This window comes from Streptomyces specialis (assembly GCF_001493375.1).
In the GTDB taxonomy this organism is placed as follows: domain Bacteria; phylum Actinomycetota; class Actinomycetes; order Streptomycetales; family Streptomycetaceae; genus Streptomyces; species Streptomyces specialis.
On record NZ_LN929894.1, the window covers coordinates 490,577 to 511,012 of the forward strand.

Annotated in this window: 22 protein-coding genes and 1 pseudogene; 15 read left to right on the top strand and 8 right to left on the bottom strand. The window is 71.9% G+C overall.

The window, feature by feature from the left end; all coding sequences use genetic code 11:
• Positions 1-94: 94 nt before the first annotated feature.
• Positions 95-391: a hypothetical protein gene (locus tag BN2279_RS14280; protein ID WP_059009486.1), complete on the bottom strand. Its 297-nt coding sequence runs from the start codon at positions 389-391 to the stop codon at positions 95-97.
• Positions 392-439: 48 nt separating this feature from the next.
• Positions 440-709, bottom strand: coding sequence for a hypothetical protein (locus BN2279_RS14285; RefSeq protein WP_059009487.1), 270 nt, complete (start codon positions 707-709; stop codon positions 440-442).
• A 58-nt stretch (positions 710-767) separates the two neighbouring features.
• On the opposite strand from BN2279_RS14285, the gene BN2279_RS14290 reads away from it, so the two are divergent.
• Complete coding sequence (locus BN2279_RS14290) at positions 768-3,632, top strand: NACHT domain-containing protein (protein ID WP_059009489.1); 2,865 nt, start codon at positions 768-770, stop codon at positions 3,630-3,632.
• A gap of 47 nt (positions 3,633-3,679) precedes the next feature.
• On the opposite strand, the gene BN2279_RS14295 is transcribed toward BN2279_RS14290, so the two are convergent.
• Positions 3,680-3,967, bottom strand: coding sequence for a hypothetical protein (locus BN2279_RS14295; protein WP_059009491.1), 288 nt, complete (start codon positions 3,965-3,967; stop codon positions 3,680-3,682).
• 276 nt (positions 3,968-4,243) lie between these two features.
• Here BN2279_RS14295 and fabG point away from each other — a divergent pair, with 276 nt between their 5' ends.
• Together fabG and fabI are read left to right on the top strand one after the other, a co-directional pair.
• The gene (fabG, locus tag BN2279_RS14300; protein WP_059009493.1) at positions 4,244-4,963 is read left to right on the top strand and encodes a 3-oxoacyl-[acyl-carrier-protein] reductase; all 720 of its coding nucleotides are present in this window, start codon (positions 4,244-4,246) and stop codon (positions 4,961-4,963) included.
• A gap of 2 nt (positions 4,964-4,965) precedes the next feature.
• Positions 4,966-5,745 (top strand): enoyl-ACP reductase FabI, encoded by a 780-nt coding sequence (gene fabI, locus BN2279_RS14305; RefSeq protein ID WP_059009495.1) that lies wholly within the window; start codon positions 4,966-4,968, stop codon positions 5,743-5,745.
• Between the two features lie 40 nt (positions 5,746-5,785).
• On the opposite strand, the gene BN2279_RS14310 is transcribed toward fabI, so the two are convergent.
• Entirely contained in the window at positions 5,786-6,472 is a 687-nt protein-coding gene (locus BN2279_RS14310; RefSeq protein ID WP_059009497.1) for a FadR/GntR family transcriptional regulator, read from the bottom strand.
• A gap of 65 nt (positions 6,473-6,537) precedes the next feature.
• Between BN2279_RS14310 and BN2279_RS14315 the strand changes: the two genes are divergently transcribed.
• The 4 genes from BN2279_RS14315 to BN2279_RS14325 all read left to right on the top strand — a co-directional run bounded on the left by BN2279_RS14315 (position 6,538) and on the right by BN2279_RS14325 (position 8,880).
• Entirely contained in the window at positions 6,538-7,839 is a 1,302-nt protein-coding gene (locus BN2279_RS14315; protein WP_234347824.1) for a CynX/NimT family MFS transporter, read from the top strand.
• A 17-nt stretch (positions 7,840-7,856) separates the two neighbouring features.
• Positions 7,857-7,973 (top strand): SGM_5486 family transporter-associated protein, encoded by a 117-nt coding sequence (locus tag BN2279_RS31045; protein WP_267887127.1) that lies wholly within the window; start codon positions 7,857-7,859, stop codon positions 7,971-7,973.
• A gap of 138 nt (positions 7,974-8,111) precedes the next feature.
• Positions 8,112-8,297 (top strand): hypothetical protein, encoded by a 186-nt coding sequence (locus BN2279_RS14320; RefSeq protein WP_059009500.1) that lies wholly within the window; start codon positions 8,112-8,114, stop codon positions 8,295-8,297.
• 61 nt (positions 8,298-8,358) lie between these two features.
• A complete protein-coding gene (locus BN2279_RS14325; protein ID WP_059009503.1) occupies positions 8,359-8,880 on the top strand; it encodes a SixA phosphatase family protein in 522 nt (173 codons plus the stop codon).
• A 36-nt stretch (positions 8,881-8,916) separates the two neighbouring features.
• On the opposite strand, the gene serB is transcribed toward BN2279_RS14325, so the two are convergent.
• Positions 8,917-10,137, bottom strand: a complete 1,221-nt coding sequence (gene serB, locus BN2279_RS14330; protein WP_059009505.1) for a phosphoserine phosphatase SerB — start codon at positions 10,135-10,137, stop codon at positions 8,917-8,919.
• Positions 10,138-10,364: 227 nt separating this feature from the next.
• On the opposite strand from serB, the gene BN2279_RS14335 reads away from it, so the two are divergent.
• Positions 10,365-12,797, top strand: a complete 2,433-nt coding sequence (locus BN2279_RS14335; RefSeq protein ID WP_059009508.1) for an FHA domain-containing protein — start codon at positions 10,365-10,367, stop codon at positions 12,795-12,797.
• 109 nt (positions 12,798-12,906) lie between these two features.
• On the opposite strand, the gene BN2279_RS14340 is transcribed toward BN2279_RS14335, so the two are convergent.
• Complete coding sequence (locus BN2279_RS14340; protein ID WP_059009510.1) at positions 12,907-13,329, bottom strand: aggregation-promoting factor C-terminal-like domain-containing protein; 423 nt, start codon at positions 13,327-13,329, stop codon at positions 12,907-12,909.
• A gap of 295 nt (positions 13,330-13,624) precedes the next feature.
• On the opposite strand from BN2279_RS14340, the gene BN2279_RS14345 reads away from it, so the two are divergent.
• The 4 genes from BN2279_RS14345 (at position 13,625) to BN2279_RS14360 (ending at position 16,194) form a co-directional block, all read left to right on the top strand.
• A complete protein-coding gene (locus BN2279_RS14345; RefSeq protein WP_059009512.1) occupies positions 13,625-14,773 on the top strand; it encodes a GAF domain-containing sensor histidine kinase in 1,149 nt (382 codons plus the stop codon).
• Positions 14,766-15,407, top strand: coding sequence for a response regulator (locus BN2279_RS14350; RefSeq protein WP_059009514.1), 642 nt, complete (start codon positions 14,766-14,768; stop codon positions 15,405-15,407). Before BN2279_RS14345 ends, BN2279_RS14350 begins: the two co-directional genes overlap by 8 nt.
• Before the next feature lie 170 nt (positions 15,408-15,577).
• Entirely contained in the window at positions 15,578-15,811 is a 234-nt protein-coding gene (locus BN2279_RS14355; protein ID WP_059009516.1) for a chaplin, read from the top strand.
• A gap of 140 nt (positions 15,812-15,951) precedes the next feature.
• Positions 15,952-16,194: a chaplin gene (locus tag BN2279_RS14360; RefSeq protein ID WP_059009518.1), complete on the top strand. Its 243-nt coding sequence runs from the start codon at positions 15,952-15,954 to the stop codon at positions 16,192-16,194.
• Positions 16,195-16,374: 180 nt separating this feature from the next.
• Here the strand turns inward: BN2279_RS14360 and BN2279_RS14365 are convergent.
• Positions 16,375-17,149 (bottom strand): annotated as a pseudogene (locus BN2279_RS14365) (hypothetical protein).
• Positions 17,150-17,275: 126 nt separating this feature from the next.
• Here BN2279_RS14365 and BN2279_RS14370 point away from each other — a divergent pair.
• Genes BN2279_RS14370 through BN2279_RS14380 form a run of 3 tightly spaced genes read left to right on the top strand, consistent with a single transcriptional unit; the run spans position 17,276 to position 19,643 of the window.
• Positions 17,276-18,067 (top strand): ABC transporter ATP-binding protein, encoded by a 792-nt coding sequence (locus BN2279_RS14370; RefSeq protein ID WP_059009520.1) that lies wholly within the window; start codon positions 17,276-17,278, stop codon positions 18,065-18,067.
• Positions 18,068-18,123: 56 nt separating this feature from the next.
• A complete protein-coding gene (locus tag BN2279_RS14375) occupies positions 18,124-18,546 on the top strand; it encodes an NfeD family protein (RefSeq protein WP_059009521.1) in 423 nt (140 codons plus the stop codon).
• Between the two features lie 59 nt (positions 18,547-18,605).
• The gene (locus tag BN2279_RS14380; RefSeq protein ID WP_234347826.1) at positions 18,606-19,643 is read left to right on the top strand and encodes an SPFH domain-containing protein; all 1,038 of its coding nucleotides are present in this window, start codon (positions 18,606-18,608) and stop codon (positions 19,641-19,643) included.
• Positions 19,644-19,801: 158 nt separating this feature from the next.
• Here the strand turns inward: BN2279_RS14380 and BN2279_RS14385 are convergent, their stop codons facing one another.
• Complete coding sequence (locus BN2279_RS14385; RefSeq protein ID WP_059009522.1) at positions 19,802-20,320, bottom strand: HNH endonuclease; 519 nt, start codon at positions 20,318-20,320, stop codon at positions 19,802-19,804.
• Positions 20,321-20,436 lie beyond the last annotated feature (116 nt).

Here is a 20,436-nt window from a genome sequence, read left to right on the forward strand (position 1 = left end):
GTGGATGCGGGGAATCGGGTTCGCCTCATCCTACGGCGACCCCACCGGGACCCCGAGGCCGAGCAGCGGAGCGGCGGCCAGGACGCACAGAGGCTCACTGCCCCCAGGGGCCCTGACGTGACGTGTCCCACAGAAGCTCGGCGATCTTGAAGCGGCAGGGGTAGTCAGCCGTCGCGCCCTTGTTGATCACGAGGAAGCCGTCCGCTTCGCGGAAGACGAGCCGCCCCTGGGGGGACGTGGGGTGCCGGGGCTTGTAGCTGTACGCGTGGTGCCACAGAGCGGCGAGGGCCTCCTCACGCGTCCCGCCCATCTCGGCGAGGAGCCGCGCTCCCCACCTCTGGCCTTGTCCCCAACTGACGACTTCCTCCACGATCAGCCCCCACCGCACCATGCGCCCACTCCCCGTGACCTGTGTCGTCGTTCCCAACACACTGCGGAATCACCCTAGTTCAAGCCTTCCGTGGTGCTCGCCGCCCCGTTCGTCACGGTCCGCCACGTCCGCCTGGGTCCCCGTGACCTGGACTGCGATGCCGAGCAGCGCCGCCAGCACGGTGAGCGCCACCCCGAACGCGGCGCCGCCCCGCGCGATCGCCTGCGGCACGGTCGCCCCGCCCACGGCGGCGAGCAGCCCGGCGACGGCACCGATCAGGAGCGCGAACAGCACGGCGGCCTGGACGGCGAAGAGGAAGAGAGCCAGTGAGGAAGTCATGCCGGGAAGATGCGCCGAACCCGGTGCGCCGCCGTTCGGCCTGAACGAAAATGAACGGATGCAGGGGGACGGGCACCGGGCGGCGGCACTCGAAGAGCTCAAAGACACGCTCCGCCGCCTGCGCGCGGCCCGCCGCATCCCGATGACCGCCCTCCCCGGCCGGGCGGGGCTGGGCCGGACGACGGTCAGCCAGGCCCTCAACGGCCCGAAGGTCCCCAGCGTGGACACGATCAGCGCGCTGTGCATCGCGCTGGGCGCCAACCCCCGGCCGTTGCTCGAACTCCGCCGCGCGTCCCTGCCCCCGGCGAAGGCCGCCGAGGACCCGGTGACACGGTTCGAGAACCGGTACCGGGAGTACGTGGCGCACCGGTTCGGCAAGCTGTCCGTCATCGGCCTCGACCTGGCCCGCCCCGAACGCTCCCACTGGCCCCTGGACGCCGCCTACTTGAGCCTGGAACTCGCGGGAGGAACGTTCGACGGCCGCCCGGCCATGGCACGCGCGGCCAGGGCCGAACAGGCGCTGGCGGGCTACCAGCGGGTCCTGGTCCGGGGACTCGCGGGCAGCGGCAAGACAACGCTGCTGCACTGGCTGGCCGTTGGCGCCGCACGCGGGGACCTGCCGGACGAACTGGACCATCTGCGCGGCTGCGTGCCGTTCGTGCTGCGCCTGCGCACCCTCGTCCGGGCCGAGACGCTGCCCGCCCCCGAGGGCTACCTCGCCGCGGTCAACTGCCCGCTGGCCGCCGCCCAGCCGCCCGGCTGGGCCGACGGTGTGCTCGCCGCCGGCCGCGGTCTCGTCCTCGTCGACGGCGTGGACGAGGTCCCCCAGCACCAGCGGGCCCGCACCTCCGGGTGGCTGCGCGATCTGCTGGCCGCCTACCCCGACAGCCACTTCCTGGTGACGACCCGCCCGTCCGCCGTGCCCGAAGGCTGGCTCGCGGACTCGCACTTCACCGAACTGACCGTCCAGCCCATGGCGCCCCGGGACGTCTCCGTGTTCCTCACCCGCTGGCACAGCGCCGCCGCCGCGGACGCCGGGGACGAGGAACGCGCCTACCTGGCCGAGCTGGAGGAGAAGCTCAAGGACGCCGTCCGCTCCCAGCGCGGCCTGGCGCAGATGACCACCACCCCGCTGCTGTGCGCGCTGGTCTGTGCCCTGCACCGCGACCGGCACGGCCATCTGCCCCATGGCCGCATGGACTTGTACGCGGCGGCCCTCGCCATGCTGCTGAACCGGCGCGACCGCGAACGCGACATCCGCGCCGTGGAGAACCTGGAGATCGGTGAGCGCCAGACCGTCCGCCTCCTGCAACGCCTGGCCTACTGGATGGTCCAGAACGGCCAGGCGGAGATGGACCGTTCGGACGCGCTGCACCTCATCGACGAGGCCCTGCCCGCCATGCCGGACGTCGCGCGACAGGGGAACGCCGAGGAGGTCCTGCGGCATCTGGTCGCGCGCAGCGGCCTGTTGCGTGCCCTGGACGACACCACGATCGACTTCGTCCACCGCACCTTCCAGGACTACCTCGCGGCCAAGGCCGCGATCGACTCCCGCCACTTCGGCGTCCTGGCCGGCCACGCCCACGACACCCGCTGGGAGGACGTGATCCGCATGGCCGTCGCCCACGCCTCCCCCGAGGAGGCCGCCAACCTCCTCCGCCGCCTGATCGCCCGGGGCGACCGCAACACGGCCAGTGTGGACGTCCGGAACCGTCTCTACGTGCTGGCCACGGCCTGCCTGGCCTACGCCCCCGAACTCGCCCCGGACGCACGCCGGGAGGTCGAGACCCGCACCGAAGCCCTCATCCCCCCGCGTTCCGTGGCGGAGGCTCGCGTACTCGCGAACGCGGGACCGGTCATTCTCGACCTCCTGCCCGGCCCCGAGGGCTTGTCGGAGGACGAGGCCCACGCGGTGGTGGTCACCGCGCTCCAGGTGGGCGGCGACGCCGCTCTGGCGTTCCTGAAGAGGTTCCGGGAATGCACGCAGGAAGTCGCGCTGGTCGCTCTCGCCCACGGCTGGCAGGACTTCGACAGGGGCGAGTACGCCCACGAAGTCCTCGCCCATGTACGCCGTCTGCCGGTTCTGATGGTGGAGTCCGCCGAGGAGGCAAGGGAGCTGCCGCATGTGCGAGTGCCCACCGAACTGTGGATTCACGGCAATCACCCCCTTCCGGCCCCGGTCCTCTCACCGTTCCATCCGGGGAACCTCGTTCGTCTGCACCTTGAGCAGAACAACCTCCTGTGGCATCTGGAGTTCCTTCGTGGCTGTGACCGCCTGACGACGGTGAGGATCGAACGATGTCCGAGCCTGGTGGACATCACCGCGCTCGACGAGGCCCCGGTCGAGTCGCTGGCGATCCTGCGATGCGAGCGGATCGATCTGCGGGGGCTGGTCGGCTGCACCGCACTCAAGCGCCTCGAACTCGGTCTGCCGGGGCTCACGCACACGTACCGGGACCTCGCCGCGCTGCCGCTGAACGCGGAGCTGGAGGAACTCACTCTCCGCGCGGCGTGCGCCGATGTCTCGCTGGTGGGCGTGCGGCGCTGGACCGGCCTTTCCCGGCTCGCCCTCGCCGAGCGTCGCCTGACGGAGGAGGAGGCCGGGGAACTGTCCGCCCTGCCCCGGCTCGGAAGCCTCGCGCTGGACGCCGAGACATGCCGGAGCCTGATGACGTGCTCCTCACGGATCGACCGCGTCCGGGACCTCACCCTCCGCACCCAGCGGGAAACCGATCTGTCCCGGGTGCCCGAGGTGTTGCCCGGTCTCCGGCATGTCACGATCCTCCTCACTCGCCCCCAGGCGGTGGACCTCACCCCGTTCCGCCCGATCCCGGACCTCAGCATCACGATCCGCGGAACACCCACGACGGTCCACGGCGCCGAACACTTCCCGCCGGAGGCGGTGACGCGGCGGCCGTACTGAGGGGGAACGGCCCGGGACCGTCCCGGACCGGCAGACCCCCTGGTCGGCTAGCGGACCGCGAGCGCGCAGGCGACGGTCGCGTCGCCTTCCCGCACCCCATACGACTTGTGAAGCCTGTCGACACAGTTGGCATGGGAGATATGGCCGTCCGCAGTGCCCCGGCACGTCTTCTGCAAGGCCGTGTCGGGGTCGTCGTAGCCCTGGACCATCAGATAGGCCAAGCACTCGTTGGCGGTGGCGTGGGCCGGGGCCGCCAGGCTCACCGTTCCGGCGGCGAATCCGAGCGCTATCGCGCAGGGGGCGAGCATGCCGATGACGGCTTTCCTGGTGATCATGTGAACTCCTTCTTCTCGCGGGCCCGGACCTGTTCCGTGACACGCCGCGAGTCTTCCGGCGGGGCACGGACGAGTCGCTGACGCCCAGTCGCGCCACCCCGACGTTCCGTCGCCGGTGCCGGGTCCTGGCTCCGCGCGTTCTGTCGGGACTCCACAGGGCCGCGCCGGGCCCCCTGTGACGGACCCGCTTCTCATCGCCGTGACGGGCCGGATAGCGTTTGTGCGAAGCGCACGACGCGGAGACATCGACGCACAACGCAGAGAGAAGGTGGTCCCTTGAGCCGCTCGGTACTCGTCACGGGAGGCAACCGCGGGATCGGTATGGCCATCGCCCGTGCCCTCGCCGAGGGCGGCGACAAGGTCGCCATCACCTACCGCACCGGTGAACCTCCCAAGGAGCTCACCGAGCTGGGCTGCCTGCCGGTGAAGTGCGACATCACCGACCAGGAGCAGGTCGACCAGGCGTACAAGGAGATCGAGGCCGCGCACGGCCGGGTCGAGGTGCTGGTCGCCAACGCCGGCATCACCCGCGACCAACTGCTGCTGCGCATGAGCGAGGAGGACTTCACCGCCGTCCTCGACACGAACCTGACGGGCACGTTCCGCGTCGTGAAGGCCGCCTCGCGCGGCATGCTGCGCGCCCGCGCGGGCCGTATCGTGCTGATCTCCTCCGTCGTCGGCCTGCTGGGCTCGGCGGGCCAGACCAACTACGCGGCGGCCAAGGCGGGTCTGGTCGGCTTCGCGCGTTCGGTCGCCCGCGAGCTGGGGTCCCGGAACATCACCTGCAACGTCGTCGCCCCCGGCTTCGTCGACACCGAGATGACCCGGGCGCTGGGCGAGGAGCGGCGCGCGGAGATCGTCGCGCAGGTCCCGCTCGGGCGTTACGCCCAGGCGGAGGAAGTCGCCGCCGCGGTGCGCTTCCTGGCCTCCGACGAGGCCGCGTACATCACTGGAGCCGTCATCCCCGTTGACGGCGGATTGGGCATGGGGCACTGAACATGAGCGGACTGCTGGCCGGAAAGCGCGTCCTCGTCACCGGCGTGCTGCTGGAATCCTCGATCGCCTTCCACACCGCCAAGCTGGCGCAGCAGGAGGGCGCCGAGGTGCTGCTCACCGGCTTCGGCCGGATGAGCCTCGTGGAGCGGATCGCCAAGCGGCTGCCGAAGCCGGTGCCCGTCATCGAGCTGGACGTGCAGAACCAGGAGCACCTGGACACCCTCGCCGACCGCGTCTCCGCGCACTTCGGCGAGGGCATCGGCCTGGACGGCGTGGTGCACTCCGTCGCGTTCGCGCCGCAGGACGCCCTCGGCGGCAACTTCCTGAACGCCCCCTGGGAGTCGGTCGCCACCGCGGTCGAGGTCTCGGCGTACTCGCTGAAGTCGCTGACGATGGCGCTGCTGCCGCTCATGGAGCCGCGCGGCGGCTCGGTCGTCGGCATGGACTTCGACGCCCAGGTGGCGTGGCCGAAGTACGACTGGATGGGCGTGGCCAAGGCCGCCCTGGAGTCCACGTCGCGCTACCTCGCGCGGGACCTCGGCGAGAAGAACATCCGGGTCAACCTCGTCTCGGCCGGGCCGATCAAGTCGATGGCCGCCAAGTCGATCCCCGGCTTCGAGGAGCTGGCCGACGTGTGGAACACCCGCGCGCCGATCGGCTGGGACCTGAACGACCCGGAGCCCGCGGCGCGCGGCGTGGTGGCGCTGTTGTCGGACTGGTTCCCCAAGACGACGGGCGAGATCGTCCACGTCGACGGCGGGGTCCACGCGATCGGCGCCTGACCCCGCGAACCTCCGCCCGCCCCGCGTGCCCCGCCGTCGATCAGGCGCCGGCGCGCGGGGCGACGGCGTGGCAGACCAGCGCGTACGAGCCCGCCTCCGCCGCCGCCGTGTCCGCGTCCGAGGCGCGGATCGCCGCGACCAGCCGCGAGTGGTCCACATGGCCGTCCGGCCGCAGCTCGTCGCCGACGCCCTGCCGCAGCGACTCGCTCACCACCGTGCCCAGGTCGGCGTAGAGGGCGGTCAGCACCTCGTTGTGCGACGCCCTGACGACCGCCATGTGGAACGCCACGTCCGCCGCCACGAACTGCCCCACGTCCCCCGCCGCCCATGCCGCGTCCCGCCCCGCGAGCAGCTTGTCCAACTGCCGCAGCTCGCCCGGCGTGCGCCGCAGCGCGGCCAGCCGCCCGGCCGCGGCCTCCAGGGTGCTGCGCACCTCGGCGATGTCGCGCGGCTCCGCCTCCGCGAAGCGGCGGTGCATCACCCCGGCCAGCTCGCTGGTGGCGATCACATACGTACCCGAGCCCTGCCGGATGTCCAGCAGGCCGTTGTGGGCCAGGGCGCGGATCGCTTCGCGCACGGTGTTCCGGGCGACGCCGAGCTGCTCGACCAGTTCCGGCTCGGTCGGGATGCGCGAGCCCACGGGCCAGGCGCCGGACGTGATCTCGTGGCGCAACTGGCCGATCACCTGATCGGCCAGGGCGGAACGGCGGGGCGCGGTCAGTGACATAACTCTCCCGGGATCTCCGCATCCCTCGACGGAGGGATTCATCCCATGATTCTATGATGATGTTCATGGAGTTGACGAAGGACGACCGTACTCTCCGACAGATTCCCCCCGCGGCGGCCCCCCGGCGCGGCGCGGCGCCGTGGCTCGTCACGGCCGGGCTGATCCTGGCGGCGTTCAACCTCCGGCCCGCCATCGCCGGACTGGGCCCGGTCCTCGCCGAGGTCCGCGCCGACCTCGGCATGAGCGGCGCCGTGGCCGGGCTGCTGACCTCCGTGCCCGCGCTGTGCTTCGGACTGTTCGGCGTCGCCGCGCCCCGGCTCGCCGCCCGCTTCGGCCCGGTCGCCGTCGTGGTGGCCGGCCTGGCGGCCGTCAGCGCGGGCCTCGCGCTGCGCTCGCTGGCCGGCTCCACCCCCCTGTTCCTGGCGACCACCGCGCTGGCGCTGGCCGGCATAGCCGTCGGGAACGTGCTGATGCCGGTCCTCGTCAAGCGGTACTTCGCCGACGACCGGGCCGGCCCGATCACCGGCCTGTACGCCATGGCCTTCGCGCTCGGCACCGCCTGCGCCGCCGCGCTCACCATCCCCGTCACCGACGCCTCGGGCGGCAACTGGCGCCTCGGCCTCGGCGTGTGGGCCGCCGCCGCGGCCGTGGCCGTGCTGCCCTGGCTGGCCGTCCTCCGCCGCGACCGGCACGACCCCGCCCGGAACAGCACCGACCGGTACGCCGGGCGCGACCGGACGGCGGGCCGCGTTCCCGTGCCGCGCCCGGCACCGGAGGCGGCGGTGCCGCGTTCCCTGGCCCGTTCGGGCACCGCCCGGGCGCTCGCGCTCTTCTTCGGCCTCCAGGCCACCGCCGCCTACGTCACCCTCGGCTGGGCCCCGCAGATCTTCCGCGACGCGGGCGTCTCCGCCACCACCGCCGGGCTGCTGCTCGCCGTGATCATGGGCGTCGGCGCCCCCCTCGGCTTCGTCCTGCCACGGCTGGCGGTCCGGCTGCGCCACCAGGGACCGCTGGTGGCGCTGCTCGGCGCCTGCGGCCTGGCCGGCTACGCGGGCCTGTGGTGGGCGCCCGCCGGCGGCGCCTGGCTCTGGGCCGTGCTGCTGGGCGTGTCGAACTGCGCCTTCCCCGTCGCCCTCACCCTGATCGGGCTGCGGGCCAGGACCGCCACCGGCGTGGTCCGGCTCTCCGCCTTCGCCCAGAGCACCGGCTACCTCCTCTGCGTCCCCGGCCCGCTGCTGGTCGGCGCGCTCAACGAGGCCACCGGCGGCTGGCACGCGCCGCTCGCCCTGATGGCCGCGCTGATGGTCGCGCAGATCGCGGTCGGCGTCCGCGCCGGGCGGGACCGGTGCGTCGAGGACGACCGGTGAGTGGGAGAATCCCTCCCATGCCAGTCCTCGACCCCAACCCGACCGGCGGCCAGCGCAAGCTGCTCCTCGTCCTGGGCGCCATGCTCGCCATCACCGTGCTCATCGCGATCGTCGCCACCATCGCCGCGCCCTGACCCGGGGGTGGGGGTAACCCCACCGTCCCCTAGGGGGCCAGGATCAGGGCCCACTGGGTGGGTCACCGGATGGGCCGCGCGGCGCCGGGTCCGTAGGTTCGTCGATACGACGGTCCGACGCGACGGACGGAGACCCCCATGGCCGCTCGCACCCCCCGATCCGCGACGGAGATCCGCGTCCGCTGGTGGATCCTCGCCCTCCCGGCGATCGCCTTCGCCGCCCTCCTGACGCTCCAGTTCTCCGGCACCGGCACCCACGCCGCGAGCGACCGCCAGCCCGTCACCGAGCTGGTCGACCACGTTTGGCGGACCTGGACCTCCTGACCGGGTGCCCGATTCCCAACCCCCCGCGCCACACGGCATCTTTCGTGCGAAGCTGGGGCACATGAGCGTCGAAGTTCCCCGCAGGATCGTTCTCCTCCGACACGCCAAGGCCGACTGGCCCGAGGTGCCCGATCACGACCGGCCGCTCGCCGAGCGGGGCCGGAAGGACGCCCCCGTGGCCGGACGCCGGCTGGCCGAATCCGGCATCAACCCCGAGCTGACCCTCTGCTCCACCGCCGTCCGCGCACGCGAGACCTGGAAGCTGTTCGCCCCCGAGCTGCCCCGTCGCCCCAGGACCGTCTACGACGAGCGGCTGTACGAGGCGTCCGTCGGCGAGCTGATCGCCGTGATCAACGGCGTCGACGACGAGATCAGGGACCTCCTGATCGTCGGCCACAACCCCGCGATCCACGGCCTGGCCGACGCCCTCGCGGGCCGGGCCGAGGGCGACACCCTGGCCCGGATGAACCGCGGCGGCTTCCCCACCTCGGGCGTCGCCGTCCTGTCCCTCACCGGCGGCTGGAAGTCCGTGGAGCACAACGTGGCCGACCTCGTCGCCTTCTGGACCCCGCACGAGGCGTGACGGACACCGCGACGGCGGCCCGCCGCGCGGGCCGGGTCAGCCCTGCGCGTCCGCGGCCTCGACTTCCTCCCGGGTGATCCCCAGCAGGTAGAGCACCGTGTCCAGGAACGGAACGGTCACCGCGGTGTGCGCCGCCTCCCGCACCACGGGCTTGGCGTTGAACGCCACACCGAACCCGGCCGCGTTCAGCATGTCCATGTCGTTGGCGCCGTCGCCGATCGCCACCGTCCGCGACAGCGGCACCCCCGCCTCGGCGGCGAAGCGCCGCAGCAGCCGCGCCTTGCCCGCCCGGTCCACGATCTCCCCGGTGACCCGGCCGGTCAGCTTGCCGTCCACGATCTCCAGCGTGTTGGCCGCGGCGAAGTCAAGCCCCAGACGGACCCGCAGCGCGTCGGTCACCTGGGTGAAGCCGCCGGAGACCACGCCGACCTGGCAGCCGAGACGTTTCAGCGTCCGGATCAACGTCCGCGCCCCCGGCGTCAGCCGCACCTCGGCGCGGACCTTGTCCACCACCGACTCGTCCAGCCCCGCCAGCAGCGCCACCCGGGCGTGCAGCGACTGCTCGAAGTCCAGCTCGCCGCGCATCGCCGCGGCCGTGACCGCCGCGACCTCCGGCTCGCAGCCCGCGTGGGCCGCGAACAGCTCGATCACCTCGTCCTGGATGAGCGTGGAGTCCACGTCCATCACCACCAGCCGCGGCGCCCGCCGGTGCAGCCCCGAGGCCACCACCGCCACATCGACCGCCCGCGCCGCCGCCTCCGCGGCCAGCTCGGTCCGCAGCCGCTCGGTCGGCACCCCGGACACGTCGAACTCCACAGCCGTCACGGGGTACTTCGCCAGCCGGTTGATCCGGTCGATGTTGCCGCCCGCGACCGTTATCCGCGCCGCGATGGCCGCCGCCACATCGGCGGTCAGCGGATTGCCGAGGACGGTCACATGGGACCGGCCGCGGCCGCGCGAGGGGTTGTCACCGATACCCGAGATGATCTCGGCCTGGAGCCGCGCCGATCCCGCCCAGGTGTGCACGGTGGCCCGCAGCTCGCCCTCCGAGCCGGGCCCGGAGCCCCCCGGCGGCGCGGTCACCAGCGCGCACAGCGTGATCCTGCCGCGGGTGACGACCTGCTCGATGTCGATGACGTCCACCGCGAAGGCGGCCAGGGTCTCGAAGAGCCCGGCGGTGAGGCCGGGCCGGTCCTTGCCGAAGATCTTCACCAGCAGAGTGGGGATGTCCTCTTCGGCCGAGTGCGTAGAGATCATGGTGCTTTTCACGGTAGCCGGTACGGGCCTGAGGGCCGTGCCCTGTCCGGCCCCTGGACACGGCAAGGAGATGAACGTCACGGACCCGCTGACACCGTGCACCAGCTTCGTCACTTTCGGGGGGCGGGTTCCCGTCACGGCTCGCGGCCTGGAATAGTTCCCCCACGATGCAACCATCCCAGACCTCCCGTCGGAGGTCTCTCGGGGGACAATCTTTGGGGCATGGAGTGCCGGAACTCGTACTCGAATTGAACGGACAAACCTGGACGTTGGATCCCACCCGGGCCTACCACGTGGGCCGGGATCCGCAGGGTGACTTCGTGCTGCAGGACGCCCGCGTCTCCTGGCGGCACGCCACGGTGCGCTGGGGCGGACAGAGCTGGATCGTGGAGGACCACGGCAGCACCAACGGAACGTACATACAAGGACAGCGCGTCCAGCAGGCCGCGCTCGGGCCGGGCGCGGTGATCAACCTCGGCAACGCGACGGACGGCCCCCGTCTCACCTTCTCCGGGGCCCCCTCCATAGCCCAGCACCAGGCGCCGGCCGCGGCCATGGCCGGCCAGCCGCCGGCGATGCCGCCGCAGGGGCAGCCGGCGTTCGCGGGGCAGCCGCAGCACGACTGGGGAGGCACCGGCGCCATCGACCGCGGCGCGACCAGCCTCCACATGCTCGCCGTCGGCCAGGTGACGCGGATCGGCCGTGCGCTGGAGAACGAACTGGTCGTCTCCGACCTCCAGGTCTCGCGTTTCCACGCCGAGTTCGTCGCGCACGCCGACGGCCGCTTCGAGATCCACGACCTCGGCAGCCACAACGGCACGTACGTCAACGGCCAGCAACTGGAGAAGAACGCCCGCCGCTACATCGGGCCCACCGACACCGTCGGTATCGGCCACTCGACGTTCCGGCTCGTCGGCAACCAGCTCCAGGAGTTCGTCGACACCGGTGAGGTCTCGTTCTCGGCCCGCCACCTCACGGTCAAGGTCAACAACGGCCAGACGACGATCCTCAACGACGTCTCCTTCGGTGTCCCGGAGAAGTCGCTGATCGGTGTCATCGGCCCGTCCGGGTCCGGCAAGTCGACGCTGCTGCGCGCCCTGACCGGCTACCGCCCCGCGACCTACGGCGAGGTCCTGTACGACCACAGGAACCTCTACACGCACTTCGCGGAGCTGCGCCACCGCATCGGCCTCGTCCCGCAGGACGACATCCTGCACACCGCGCTGCCCATCCGGCAGGCGCTGCGGCTGGCGGCCAAGCTCCGCTTCCCCGGCGACGTCGGGGAGACCGAGCGCAACGCCCGCGTCGAGGAGGTGCTCGCCGAGCTCAAGCTCAGCCCGCACGCGACCAAGCGCATCTCCTCCCTCTCCGGCGGCCAGCGCAAGCGCGTGTCCGTGGCCCTGGAGCTGCTGACCAAGCCGTCGCTGATCTTCCTGGACGAGCCCACCTCGGGCCTCGACCCGGGCATGGACCGCGACGTGATGCAGCTCCTGCGCGGCCTGGCCGACGACGGCCGCACCGTCCTGGTCGTCACGCACTCCGTGGCCGAGCTGGGGCTGTGCGACCGGGTCCTGGTCATGGCACCCGGCGGCGGCGTGGCGTACTTCGGCCCGCCGGACGAGGCGCTGGAGTTCTTCGGCTACGACAACTGGGCCGACGTCTTCTCCGCCTTCGAGAACTACCGCGACTTCGACTGGATGGGCCGCTGGCGCGGCTCGCAGCACTACCAGATGTACGCCGCCGACGTGGACGCGGTGCAGCCGCAGGCGGCCCCGCCGCAGTTCCATCCGGTGTCCGTCATGCAGCAGAAGGCCCAGACCTGGGGCTCCCAGGTCTGGACGCTGATGCGGCGCTACGCGGCGGTCATCGTCGCCGACAAGGGCTTCCTCGGCCTCACCCTGGCGCTGCCCATCGTCCTGGGCGTCGTCAGCGCGGTCATCCCCGCCGAGCACGGCCTGGGCCCGGGCGCCCGGGAGAACGGCCACCGCAACGGCGACGCCAGCATCATCCTGCTGATCCTCGTCGTCGGCATGTGCTTCACCGGCTCCGCCAACGCGGTCCGCGAGCTGATCAAGGAACGCGTGATCTACGAGCGGGAACGCGCCGTGGGCCTGTCACGCTCCGCGTATCTGATGTCGAAGGTCTTCGTCCTCGGCTTCGTCACCGTGATCCAGGGGCTCATCCTCGGCCTGATCGGCCTCGTTCCCCGGGACATTCCGCTGGACGGCGTGATCTTCTCGCCCATGGCGGAACTGATCATCGTCCTCATGGTGCTGGGCTGCACCTCGATGATGGTCGGCTTGGTGATCTCGGCCCTGGTCCGCACCTCCGAGATGACGATGCCGCTCCTGGTGATGATCTCCGTCGTCCAGCTCGTCTTCACCGGCGCTCTCTTCAAGGTCCACGGCAGCCTCGGCGTGGAGCAGATCGCCTGGCTGATGCCGTCGCGCTGGGCCCTGGCCGGCACCGGCTCCACGGTGTACCTCAACGAGCTGACCCTGCCCGCGAACCCCGAGGACGTCGACCGGGACCCCCTCTGGGAGCACGAGGTCGGCTACTGGCTGCTGGACGTGTCGATGCTGATCGTCATCGGCGTCGTCTGCGGCTTCCTGGTCATGAGGTTCCTGCGCCGGCACGAGCCGGAGGTCATGCGGAACTGACCGGGACGACCCCGCCCGCTTCCGCACCCGCGCACGACAGTGGCGGGCACCCCGACCGGGGTGCCCGCCACCGTCATGTGCCGCTGTCCGTCAGGACGCGCCGGACCTGTCAGTACCACTGGTTGGCCTGCCAGAACGCCCACGCGCCGCACGGGCTGCCGTAGCGCTCGTTCATGTAGTCCAGGCCCCACTCGATCTGGGTCTCGGGGTTCGTCTTCCAGTCGGCGCCGGCCTCCGCCATCTTCGACGCGGGCAGGGCCTGCACCAGGCCGTAGGCGCCGCTGGACGCGTTGGTCGCCGTGTGGTCCCAGTCGCTCTCGTGATCCACGATGTTCGCGAAGCACGCGTACTGGGTGTCGTCGTCGATCATCTCCCGGGCGATGTCCTGATTGCTCTCCGCGGCGCTCGCGGCGCTCGCGGTGCCGGAGACACCGGTGACACCGAGCACCGCGGCGGACGCGGTGACGATGCCGGCGGTGACGATCCGGCGGGCGCGGGACGGGGTCGGGCGCAGCGCGGTACGAAGGGACATGAAGTCTCAACCTCAGCTTCCGGCCGTCTCGGAGACGGCTCGATCGGGGACGACGCCCATTCTTAGCGACCCCGGAAAAGCGGGGCAAAGACCCCCATTACTACCCCGCTTCGGAGACCCCGGACCCACCCGGGACCGTCCCGGCACGGGCCCCGCACGGCCCCTGCCTCTCATACACATCTCCGCGCCCACGAGACAGGCAGAAATCCCGTATAGATGGGTATAAGAGCCCCCCCCCCCCACCCCCTGCGCCCGCCCGATCCGGCGCGGCTCCCCGGCGCGTTACGGTTCCCCCATGGGCCCCAGAACCGGACTGGCCGCCGTGAGCGCCGCCCTGCTCGCCATGAACCGCACCCTCCAGGTGCGCGACGTGCTGCAGACGATCGTCGCCTCGGCCCGCGAGCTGCTCGACGCCCGCTACGCGGCCCTCGGCATCCCCGACGGCAACGGCGGCTTCGCCCAGTTCCTCGTGGACGGCATCAGCGACCGGCAGTGGAAGGCCATCGGTCCGCTGCCCCGCCAGCACGGCATCCTCGCCGCGATGCTGCACGGCGCCACCCCCGTCCGCCTCACCGACGTCCGCCAGGACCCCCGGTTCGAGGGCTGGCCCGCCGCCCATCCCGAGATGACGGACTTCCTCGGCATGCCCATCGCCGACGGCGAGGAGGTCCTCGGCGCCCTCTTCCTGGCGAACAAGCGCTGCCCGCCCGGCCGCCGCCGCCCCGACGGCTGCGCCTTCACCGCCGCCGACGAGGAGCTGCTGCGCCTGCTCGCCGAGCACGCCGCCATCGCCCTGACCAACGCCAGGCTCTACGAGCGCACCCGCGAGCTGACCATCGCCGACGAGCGCGCCCGCCTCGCCCACGAGCTGCACGACGCCGTCGCCCAGAAGCTGTTCTCGCTGCGCCTGACCGCCCAGGCCGCCGCCGCCCTGCTGGAGCGGGACCCCGCCCGCGCCCGCAGCGAGCTGCGCGAGGTCGCCACCCTCGCCGCCGAGGCCGCGGACGAACTGCGCGCCGCCGTCATCGAGCTGCGCCCCGCGGCCCTGGACGAGGACGGCCTCGTCGCCACCCTGCGGGCCCAGATCCAGGTCCTCCACCGCGCCCACCCGGCCCGCGTCACCTTCCACTGCGAGGACACCCGCGCCCTGCCCCCGCGCCAGGAGGCCGCCCTGCTCCGGGTCGCCCAGGAGGCCCTGCACAACGCGCTGCGGCACGCCGACCCCACCCGCGTCGAGGTCACCCTCTTCCGCCGGGGTACGGCCACGGTCCTGCGCGTGGCCGACGACGGCACGGGCTTCGACCCCGCGGCCGTCCGCACCGCGGGCCGCCACCTGGGCCTGGTGTCCATGCGCGACCGCGCCGCCGGGGTGGGCGGCAGCCTGACCGTGGAATCCGCGCCCGGCAAGGGCACCGTGATCGAGATGGAGGTGCCCGGTGGCTGACACCATCCGCGTACTGCTGGTCGACGACCACCAGGTCGTGCGGCGGGGCCTGCGCACGTTCCTCGAAGTGCAGGGCGACATCGAGGTCGTCGGCGAGGCGTCCGACGGCGCCGCGGGCGTCGCCCTCGCCGAGGAGCTGCGCCCCGACGTGATCCTCATGGACCTGAAGATGCCGGGCAGCGACGGCATGGACGCGCTGTGCCGCCTCAAGGAGCTGGACACCCCGGCCCGCGTCCTGATCGTCACCAGCTTCACCGAGCAGCGCACCGTCGTCCCCGCCCTGCGCGCCGGCGCGGCCGGCTACGTGCACAAGGACATCGACCCCGACGCGCTGGCCGGCGCGATCCGCGCCGTCCACGCCGGGCACGTGCTGCTCCAGCCCGAGGTGGCCGGAGCCCTGCTGGCCCAGGACTCCGGCGGCGGAAACGGCGGCCGGGCGGGCTCGCTGACCGACCGGGAGCGCCAGGTGCTCGCCCTGATCGCCCGCGGCCGCTCCAACCGCGAGATCGCCCGCGCCCTGGTGCTCTCCGAGAAAACAGTGAAGACCCATGTCTCGAACATCCTCATGAAGCTGGACCTCGCCGACCGGACCCAGGCGGCGCTCTGGGCCGTCCGGCACGGGGTCTCCGACTGACCCCCTACAACACTCGACGGCCCGAACCAAACGGAGCGTTGCATCTCAGGCCAACATTCATACGGTCGGGTGTATGTCACTCGAATAGCGCAACCCCCATGGGCCCCAGCCGTTGTCCAGAACAGCCGCGGCGGACGGTCGCGGCCAACGTGCTCAGGAAGGTCCGAAAAGTGAACAACCTCAAGAAGGCCGCCGCGGTCACCCTCATGGTCGGCGGCATCGCCGCCGCCGGTGCCGGCGTCGCTTCCGCCCACGCGGGTGCCGCGGCCGTGCACTCCCCGGGCGTCGTCTCCGGCAACAACGTGCAGGTGCCGGTGGACGTCCCGGTCAACGTGACGGGCAACACGATCAACGTCGTCGGCCTGCTCAACCCGGCCTTCGGCAACGGCTCCGTCAACCACTGACGGCCCCACCACGCCGGTCTGCTGGGCCGATCGTGCGTAACGGGCAGCCTGCCCGTGCCGCGCGGTCGGCCCGTGCGTTGTGCAGCGCGCGGCTTCCCGACCGGCAGCCGCGGCAAGCGACGTCCAGGAGGAATTCCCTTATGAACACTGCCAAAAAGGCCGTTCTCGTGCTGGCCGCGGCCGGCGCGGTCGCCGGCGCCACCACCGGCACGGCCGCCGCGTCCGGCGCCGACGCCCAGGCGGCGGCCGTGAAGTCGCCGGGCGTCCTCTCCGGCAACAACCTCCAGATCCCGATCGGCGTCCCGGTCAACGTGGTGGGCAACTCGATCAACGTCGTCGGCATCCTGAACCCGGTGTTCGGCAACACCGGCATCAACGACTGACCGACGCGCGAGGCGTACCTTCGCCGGCACCCACGAGGCCCCCGGACACCCCAGATCCGGGGGCCTCGCCACGCCACCGGCCGACGAGCCGCCCGGCCGCCCCCCCCCGGGGCCCTAACCGCCCTGCCGCTCCAACTCCTCCGCGTACGCGTTGTACGCCGCCACCCGCTCATACCCCTCTCACGCTGCCGCCGAAGCGGCGCGTGTTAGTCTCGGTCGCCGCCAGCTCACAGCTATCGGTTCGTGAGCGCAGGCAGCGCCCGCCGCAACCCACCCTACCCTCTCCGTCGGCAGCGACAAATGGGTAAAAGCGACAGCGACCAGCGCCCCCGCCCGCTGCGCCAGTCCCAGCCCCCGCCGCCCGCGGCGGATACCCCGGCGCCAGCACCTGCCGCCCCCGCTCCATCCGTGCCCGGTACGCCTCCAGCCGCGTCCGCGCCATCGGCCCCGCACCCGCCACGTCCAGCCGCGTCAGCGCTTCCGTCGCGTCCCGCAGCACCTCCGCCAGCTCCCGCTCGGCCTCGCCCAGCGACGGCACGTCCGCGAGCGGTCCCGGCAGCACCGGCAGACAGCGCCACACCACCTCCGTGAGCACGTCCCCGGCCGGGCCCGCCTCCTTCACCTCCGGCACCAGGCCCATGGCCGGCCCCGATCCCGCCGCCAGCACCGCCTCCCCGGCGGCGAGGGCCGCCACGTTGAACGCCGGCGGCCCGCACAGCCCCAGCGGATGCCCGGGAGCCGGCAGCGCGATCCGCAGCCCCACCACCCCCGACGCCCGCAGCCGGCCGAGCGCCAGCGTCAGCCCCACAGGTCCCGGCTCTTCCGGCAGCCCCACCACCCGGTGCACGGTGTCGTCACCGACCACCCGCGTCGCCGCGTCGTCGGGCGAGACCAGTCCGGCCAACAGCGCATTGCCCCAGGCGGCCAGCCGCCCCGCACGAGGTTCATCCAGCATGTCTCCACCTTAAGGAAACAAGCCCGATGAACCTCCTGACGACCGGACAGCGCACCCGGTGGCGTAAGTTTTGTCATGGGGCCCACTGGCACCGAAACGGCGACCGCAAGGGGAGAGACCGCGCGCATGAGCGATGTACTGGAGCTGGTGGACGTATCCGTGGTCCGCGAAGGCCGGTCGCTGGTGGACAAGGTCTCCTGGTCCGTCGCCGAGGGCGAGCGCTGGGTCATCCTCGGCCCCAACGGCGCGGGCAAGACCACCCTGCTCAACATCGCCTCCAGCTACCTCTTCCCCACCTCCGGCACCGTCCAGATCCTCGGCGAGAAGCTCGGCGCCGTCGACGTCTTCGACCTCCGCCCCCGCATCGGCATGGCCAGCAGCGCCCTCGCCGACAAGCTCTCCCGCAGGCAGACCGTTCTCCAGACCGTCCTCACCGCCGCCTACGGCATGACCGCCGGCTGGCAGGAGCAGTACGACGACGTGGACGAGCGGCGCGCCCGCGCCTTCCTCGACCGGCTCGGCATGGGCGAGTACCTCGACCGCCGCTTCGGCACCCTCTCCGAGGGCGAGCGCAAGCGGACCCAGATCGCCCGCGCCATGATGACCGACCCCGAGTTGCTGCTCCTCGACGAGCCGGCCGCCGGTCTCGACCTCGGCGGACGCGAGGACCTCGTCCGCCGCCTCGGCCGCCTCGCCCGCGACCGCTACGCCCCGTCGATGGTCATGGTCACCCACCACGTCGAGGAGATCGCCCCCGGCTTCACCCACGTGCTGCTGATCAGACAGGGCAAGGTCCTCACCGCGGGCCCGGTCGACTCCGTTCTCACCTCGGCCAACCTCTCCCACTGCTTCGGCCTGCCCCTCGTCGTCGAGCGCCACGGCGACCGCTGGACGGCGCACGGTCTGCCGCTGGGCTGACGGCCCGTCCGTTCCGGCCCTGTTCCGGGGCGCGCCCGCCGATCTACCATGAGTTTGTGGACTTTTGGGTGTGGTGGCTGATCGCCGCCGGAGGATTCGCGATCGCTCTCGTCCTGACCACCATGCCGGAGCTGGGCATGCTGGCCGCGGGCGCCGTCGCCGCCGCTGCCGCGGCCGGCCTGTCCGACAGCCTCGTGGTCCAGGTCATCGTGTTCGCCGTGGTGTCCACGGCGCTCATCCTCGCCGTGCGACCCATCGCCCGCCGCGCCCGCACCCAGCCCCCGGCCCTGAGATCGGGCTCCGACGCGCTCATGGGCCGTTCCGCCGTCGTGCTGGAGCGGGTCGACGCCACCAGCGGACGGATCAAGCTCGCCGGCGAGGTGTGGTCGGCCCGTTCCCTGGGGGAGGACGACTCCTACGAGCCCGGAAGCCAGGTCAGCGTCGTGGAAATCGACGGGGCGACCGCCGTCGTGATGTGATGACCCGGTCACGTCACCAGAGAACAGTTCAACTCGTCTAGGAGCAGGGGGAGTACACGATGGCCATCATCATCGTGCTGGTCATCCTGGTGGTGCTGGTCGTCATCGCGCTCGTCCAGACCATCCAGGTGATCCAGCAAGCCAGCGCCGCCATCGTCGAGCGATTCGGCCGCTACACCCGCACGCTGAACGCCGGCCTGAACATCGTCGTCCCGTTCATCGACCGCATCCGCAACCGCATCGACCTGCGCGAGCAGGTCGTCCCCTTCCCGCCCCAGCCGGTCATCACCCAGGACAACCTGGTGGTGAACATCGACACCGTCATCTACTACCAGGTGACGGACGCCCGGGCGGCGACCTACGAGGTCTCCAACTACATCCAGGCCATCGAGCAGCTCACCGTCACCACCCTGCGGAACATCATCGGTGGCATGGACCTGGAGCGGACCCTGACCTCCCGCGAGGAGATCAACGCCGCCCTGCGCGGCGTTCTCGACGAGGCCACCGGCAAGTGGGGCATCCGCGTCAACCGCGTCGAGCTGAAGGCCATCGAGCCCCCGACCTCCATCCAGGACTCGATGGAGAAGCAGATGCGCGCCGACCGTGACAAGCGCGCCGCGATCCTCCAGGCCGAGGGTGTCCGGCAGTCCGAGATCCTCCAGGCCGAGGGCGCCAAGCAGTCGGAGATCCTGCGCGCCGAAGGTGACGCCAAGGCCGCGGCGCTCCGCGCCGAGGGCGAGGCCCAGGCCATCCGCACCGTCTTCGAGGCGATCCACGCCGGCGACGCCGACCAGAAGCTCCTCGCCTATCAGTACGTGCAGATGCTCCCGAAGATCGCCGAAGGCGACGCCAACAAGCTCTGGATCGTGCCCAGCGAGCTGGGCGACGCCCTCAAGGGCCTCGGCGGCACCCTCAACAAGTACACCGGCGGCCCCAACGGCGGCGGCTTCGACCCCGCCGCCGGCCCTTCCCCCCTGGCCAAGGCCCGTCTCTCATCCCCATCCGACGCTCCCCACGCCGCGGCGAGCGCGACCCCCGATGGGCATCACACGCCAACCTCAGAACAGCCCCCGATACGCACGGTGCACATACAGTAAAGTTCGCTCCTCATCCTATGATCTTCCGTCGATTGTTGTTTTTTTTATAAGTCACGACGCCCCCGGCATTCCACACTATCCTCTTCGTCGGCAGCGTCAAATGTGTAGAAGAGACAGCCCCCGGACCCCGGGAGCGGGCGACGCGTCGTTCAGGCCGTTCAGGCCGAGGCCGCGGTCCTCGGCAGCACCAGCCAGTCCGGCAGCGCGTCCGCGTCCCGCGCGCCCACCGCCAGCAGCAGCGCGTCGGCCGGCGTCGGCTCGAACGGCGGCGCCAGCAGCCGCATCCCCGCCTGGGCGGGCGTGCGGTCCGCCTTGCGGTGGTTGTCCTCCGCGCACGCCGCCACCGTGTTCAGCCACGTGTCCCCGCCGCCCTGCGACCGGGGCACCACATGGTCGATCGTCGTGGCCCGCCGACCGCAGTACGCGCACCGGTGCCGGTCCCGCACCAGAACGCCCCGCCGGGACCACGGGGCCCGTTGTCGGAACGGCACCTTCACGAACCGCCGCAGCCGGATCACCTGCGGCACCGGCAGATCCACCGCCGCCGCCCGCACCCGCAGCCCCGGGTGCGCGTGCTCCACGACGGCCTTGTGCTGGATCACCAGCACCACGGCCCGCCGCAGAGCCACCGTCGACAGGGGCTCGTAGCTCGCGTTGAGCACCAGGGTCTGCCGCATCCCGCCCACCTCCCGGTCACCGCCGCGCCCCCGTGGCGGGCTGGCACCACTGTGCCCCCGGCCCGACGGGCGGACAATGCAATTTCCCAGGCCGGAGGCGACGACCGGGAGAACGG

Excerpts from the sequence above, each read along its gene's own strand:
- BN2279_RS14280 (WP_059009486.1), bottom strand. The coding sequence starts at position 391 with ATGGTGCGGTGGGGGCTGATCGTGGAGGAAGTCGTCAGTTGGGGACAA.
- BN2279_RS14285 (WP_059009487.1), bottom strand. The coding sequence starts at position 709 with ATGACTTCCTCACTGGCTCTCTTCCTCTTCGCCGTCCAGGCCGCCGTG.
- BN2279_RS14290 (WP_059009489.1), top strand. The coding sequence starts at position 768 with ATGCAGGGGGACGGGCACCGGGCGGCGGCACTCGAAGAGCTCAAAGAC.
- BN2279_RS14295 (WP_059009491.1), bottom strand. The coding sequence starts at position 3,967 with ATGATCACCAGGAAAGCCGTCATCGGCATGCTCGCCCCCTGCGCGATA.
- fabI (WP_059009495.1), top strand. The coding sequence starts at position 4,966 with ATGAGCGGACTGCTGGCCGGAAAGCGCGTCCTCGTCACCGGCGTGCTG.
- BN2279_RS14310 (WP_059009497.1), bottom strand. The coding sequence starts at position 6,472 with ATGTCACTGACCGCGCCCCGCCGTTCCGCCCTGGCCGATCAGGTGATC.
- BN2279_RS14315 (WP_234347824.1), top strand. The coding sequence starts at position 6,538 with ATGGAGTTGACGAAGGACGACCGTACTCTCCGACAGATTCCCCCCGCG.
- BN2279_RS31045 (WP_267887127.1), top strand. The coding sequence starts at position 7,857 with ATGCCAGTCCTCGACCCCAACCCGACCGGCGGCCAGCGCAAGCTGCTC.
- BN2279_RS14320 (WP_059009500.1), top strand. The coding sequence starts at position 8,112 with ATGGCCGCTCGCACCCCCCGATCCGCGACGGAGATCCGCGTCCGCTGG.
- BN2279_RS14325 (WP_059009503.1), top strand. The coding sequence starts at position 8,359 with ATGAGCGTCGAAGTTCCCCGCAGGATCGTTCTCCTCCGACACGCCAAG.
- serB (WP_059009505.1), bottom strand. The coding sequence starts at position 10,137 with ATGATCTCTACGCACTCGGCCGAAGAGGACATCCCCACTCTGCTGGTG.
- BN2279_RS14340 (WP_059009510.1), bottom strand. The coding sequence starts at position 13,329 with ATGTCCCTTCGTACCGCGCTGCGCCCGACCCCGTCCCGCGCCCGCCGG.
- BN2279_RS14345 (WP_059009512.1), top strand. The coding sequence starts at position 13,625 with ATGGGCCCCAGAACCGGACTGGCCGCCGTGAGCGCCGCCCTGCTCGCC.
- BN2279_RS14360 (WP_059009518.1), top strand. The coding sequence starts at position 15,952 with ATGAACACTGCCAAAAAGGCCGTTCTCGTGCTGGCCGCGGCCGGCGCG.
- BN2279_RS14370 (WP_059009520.1), top strand. The coding sequence starts at position 17,276 with ATGAGCGATGTACTGGAGCTGGTGGACGTATCCGTGGTCCGCGAAGGC.
- BN2279_RS14380 (WP_234347826.1), top strand. The coding sequence starts at position 18,606 with ATGGCCATCATCATCGTGCTGGTCATCCTGGTGGTGCTGGTCGTCATC.
- BN2279_RS14385 (WP_059009522.1), bottom strand. The coding sequence starts at position 20,320 with ATGCGGCAGACCCTGGTGCTCAACGCGAGCTACGAGCCCCTGTCGACG.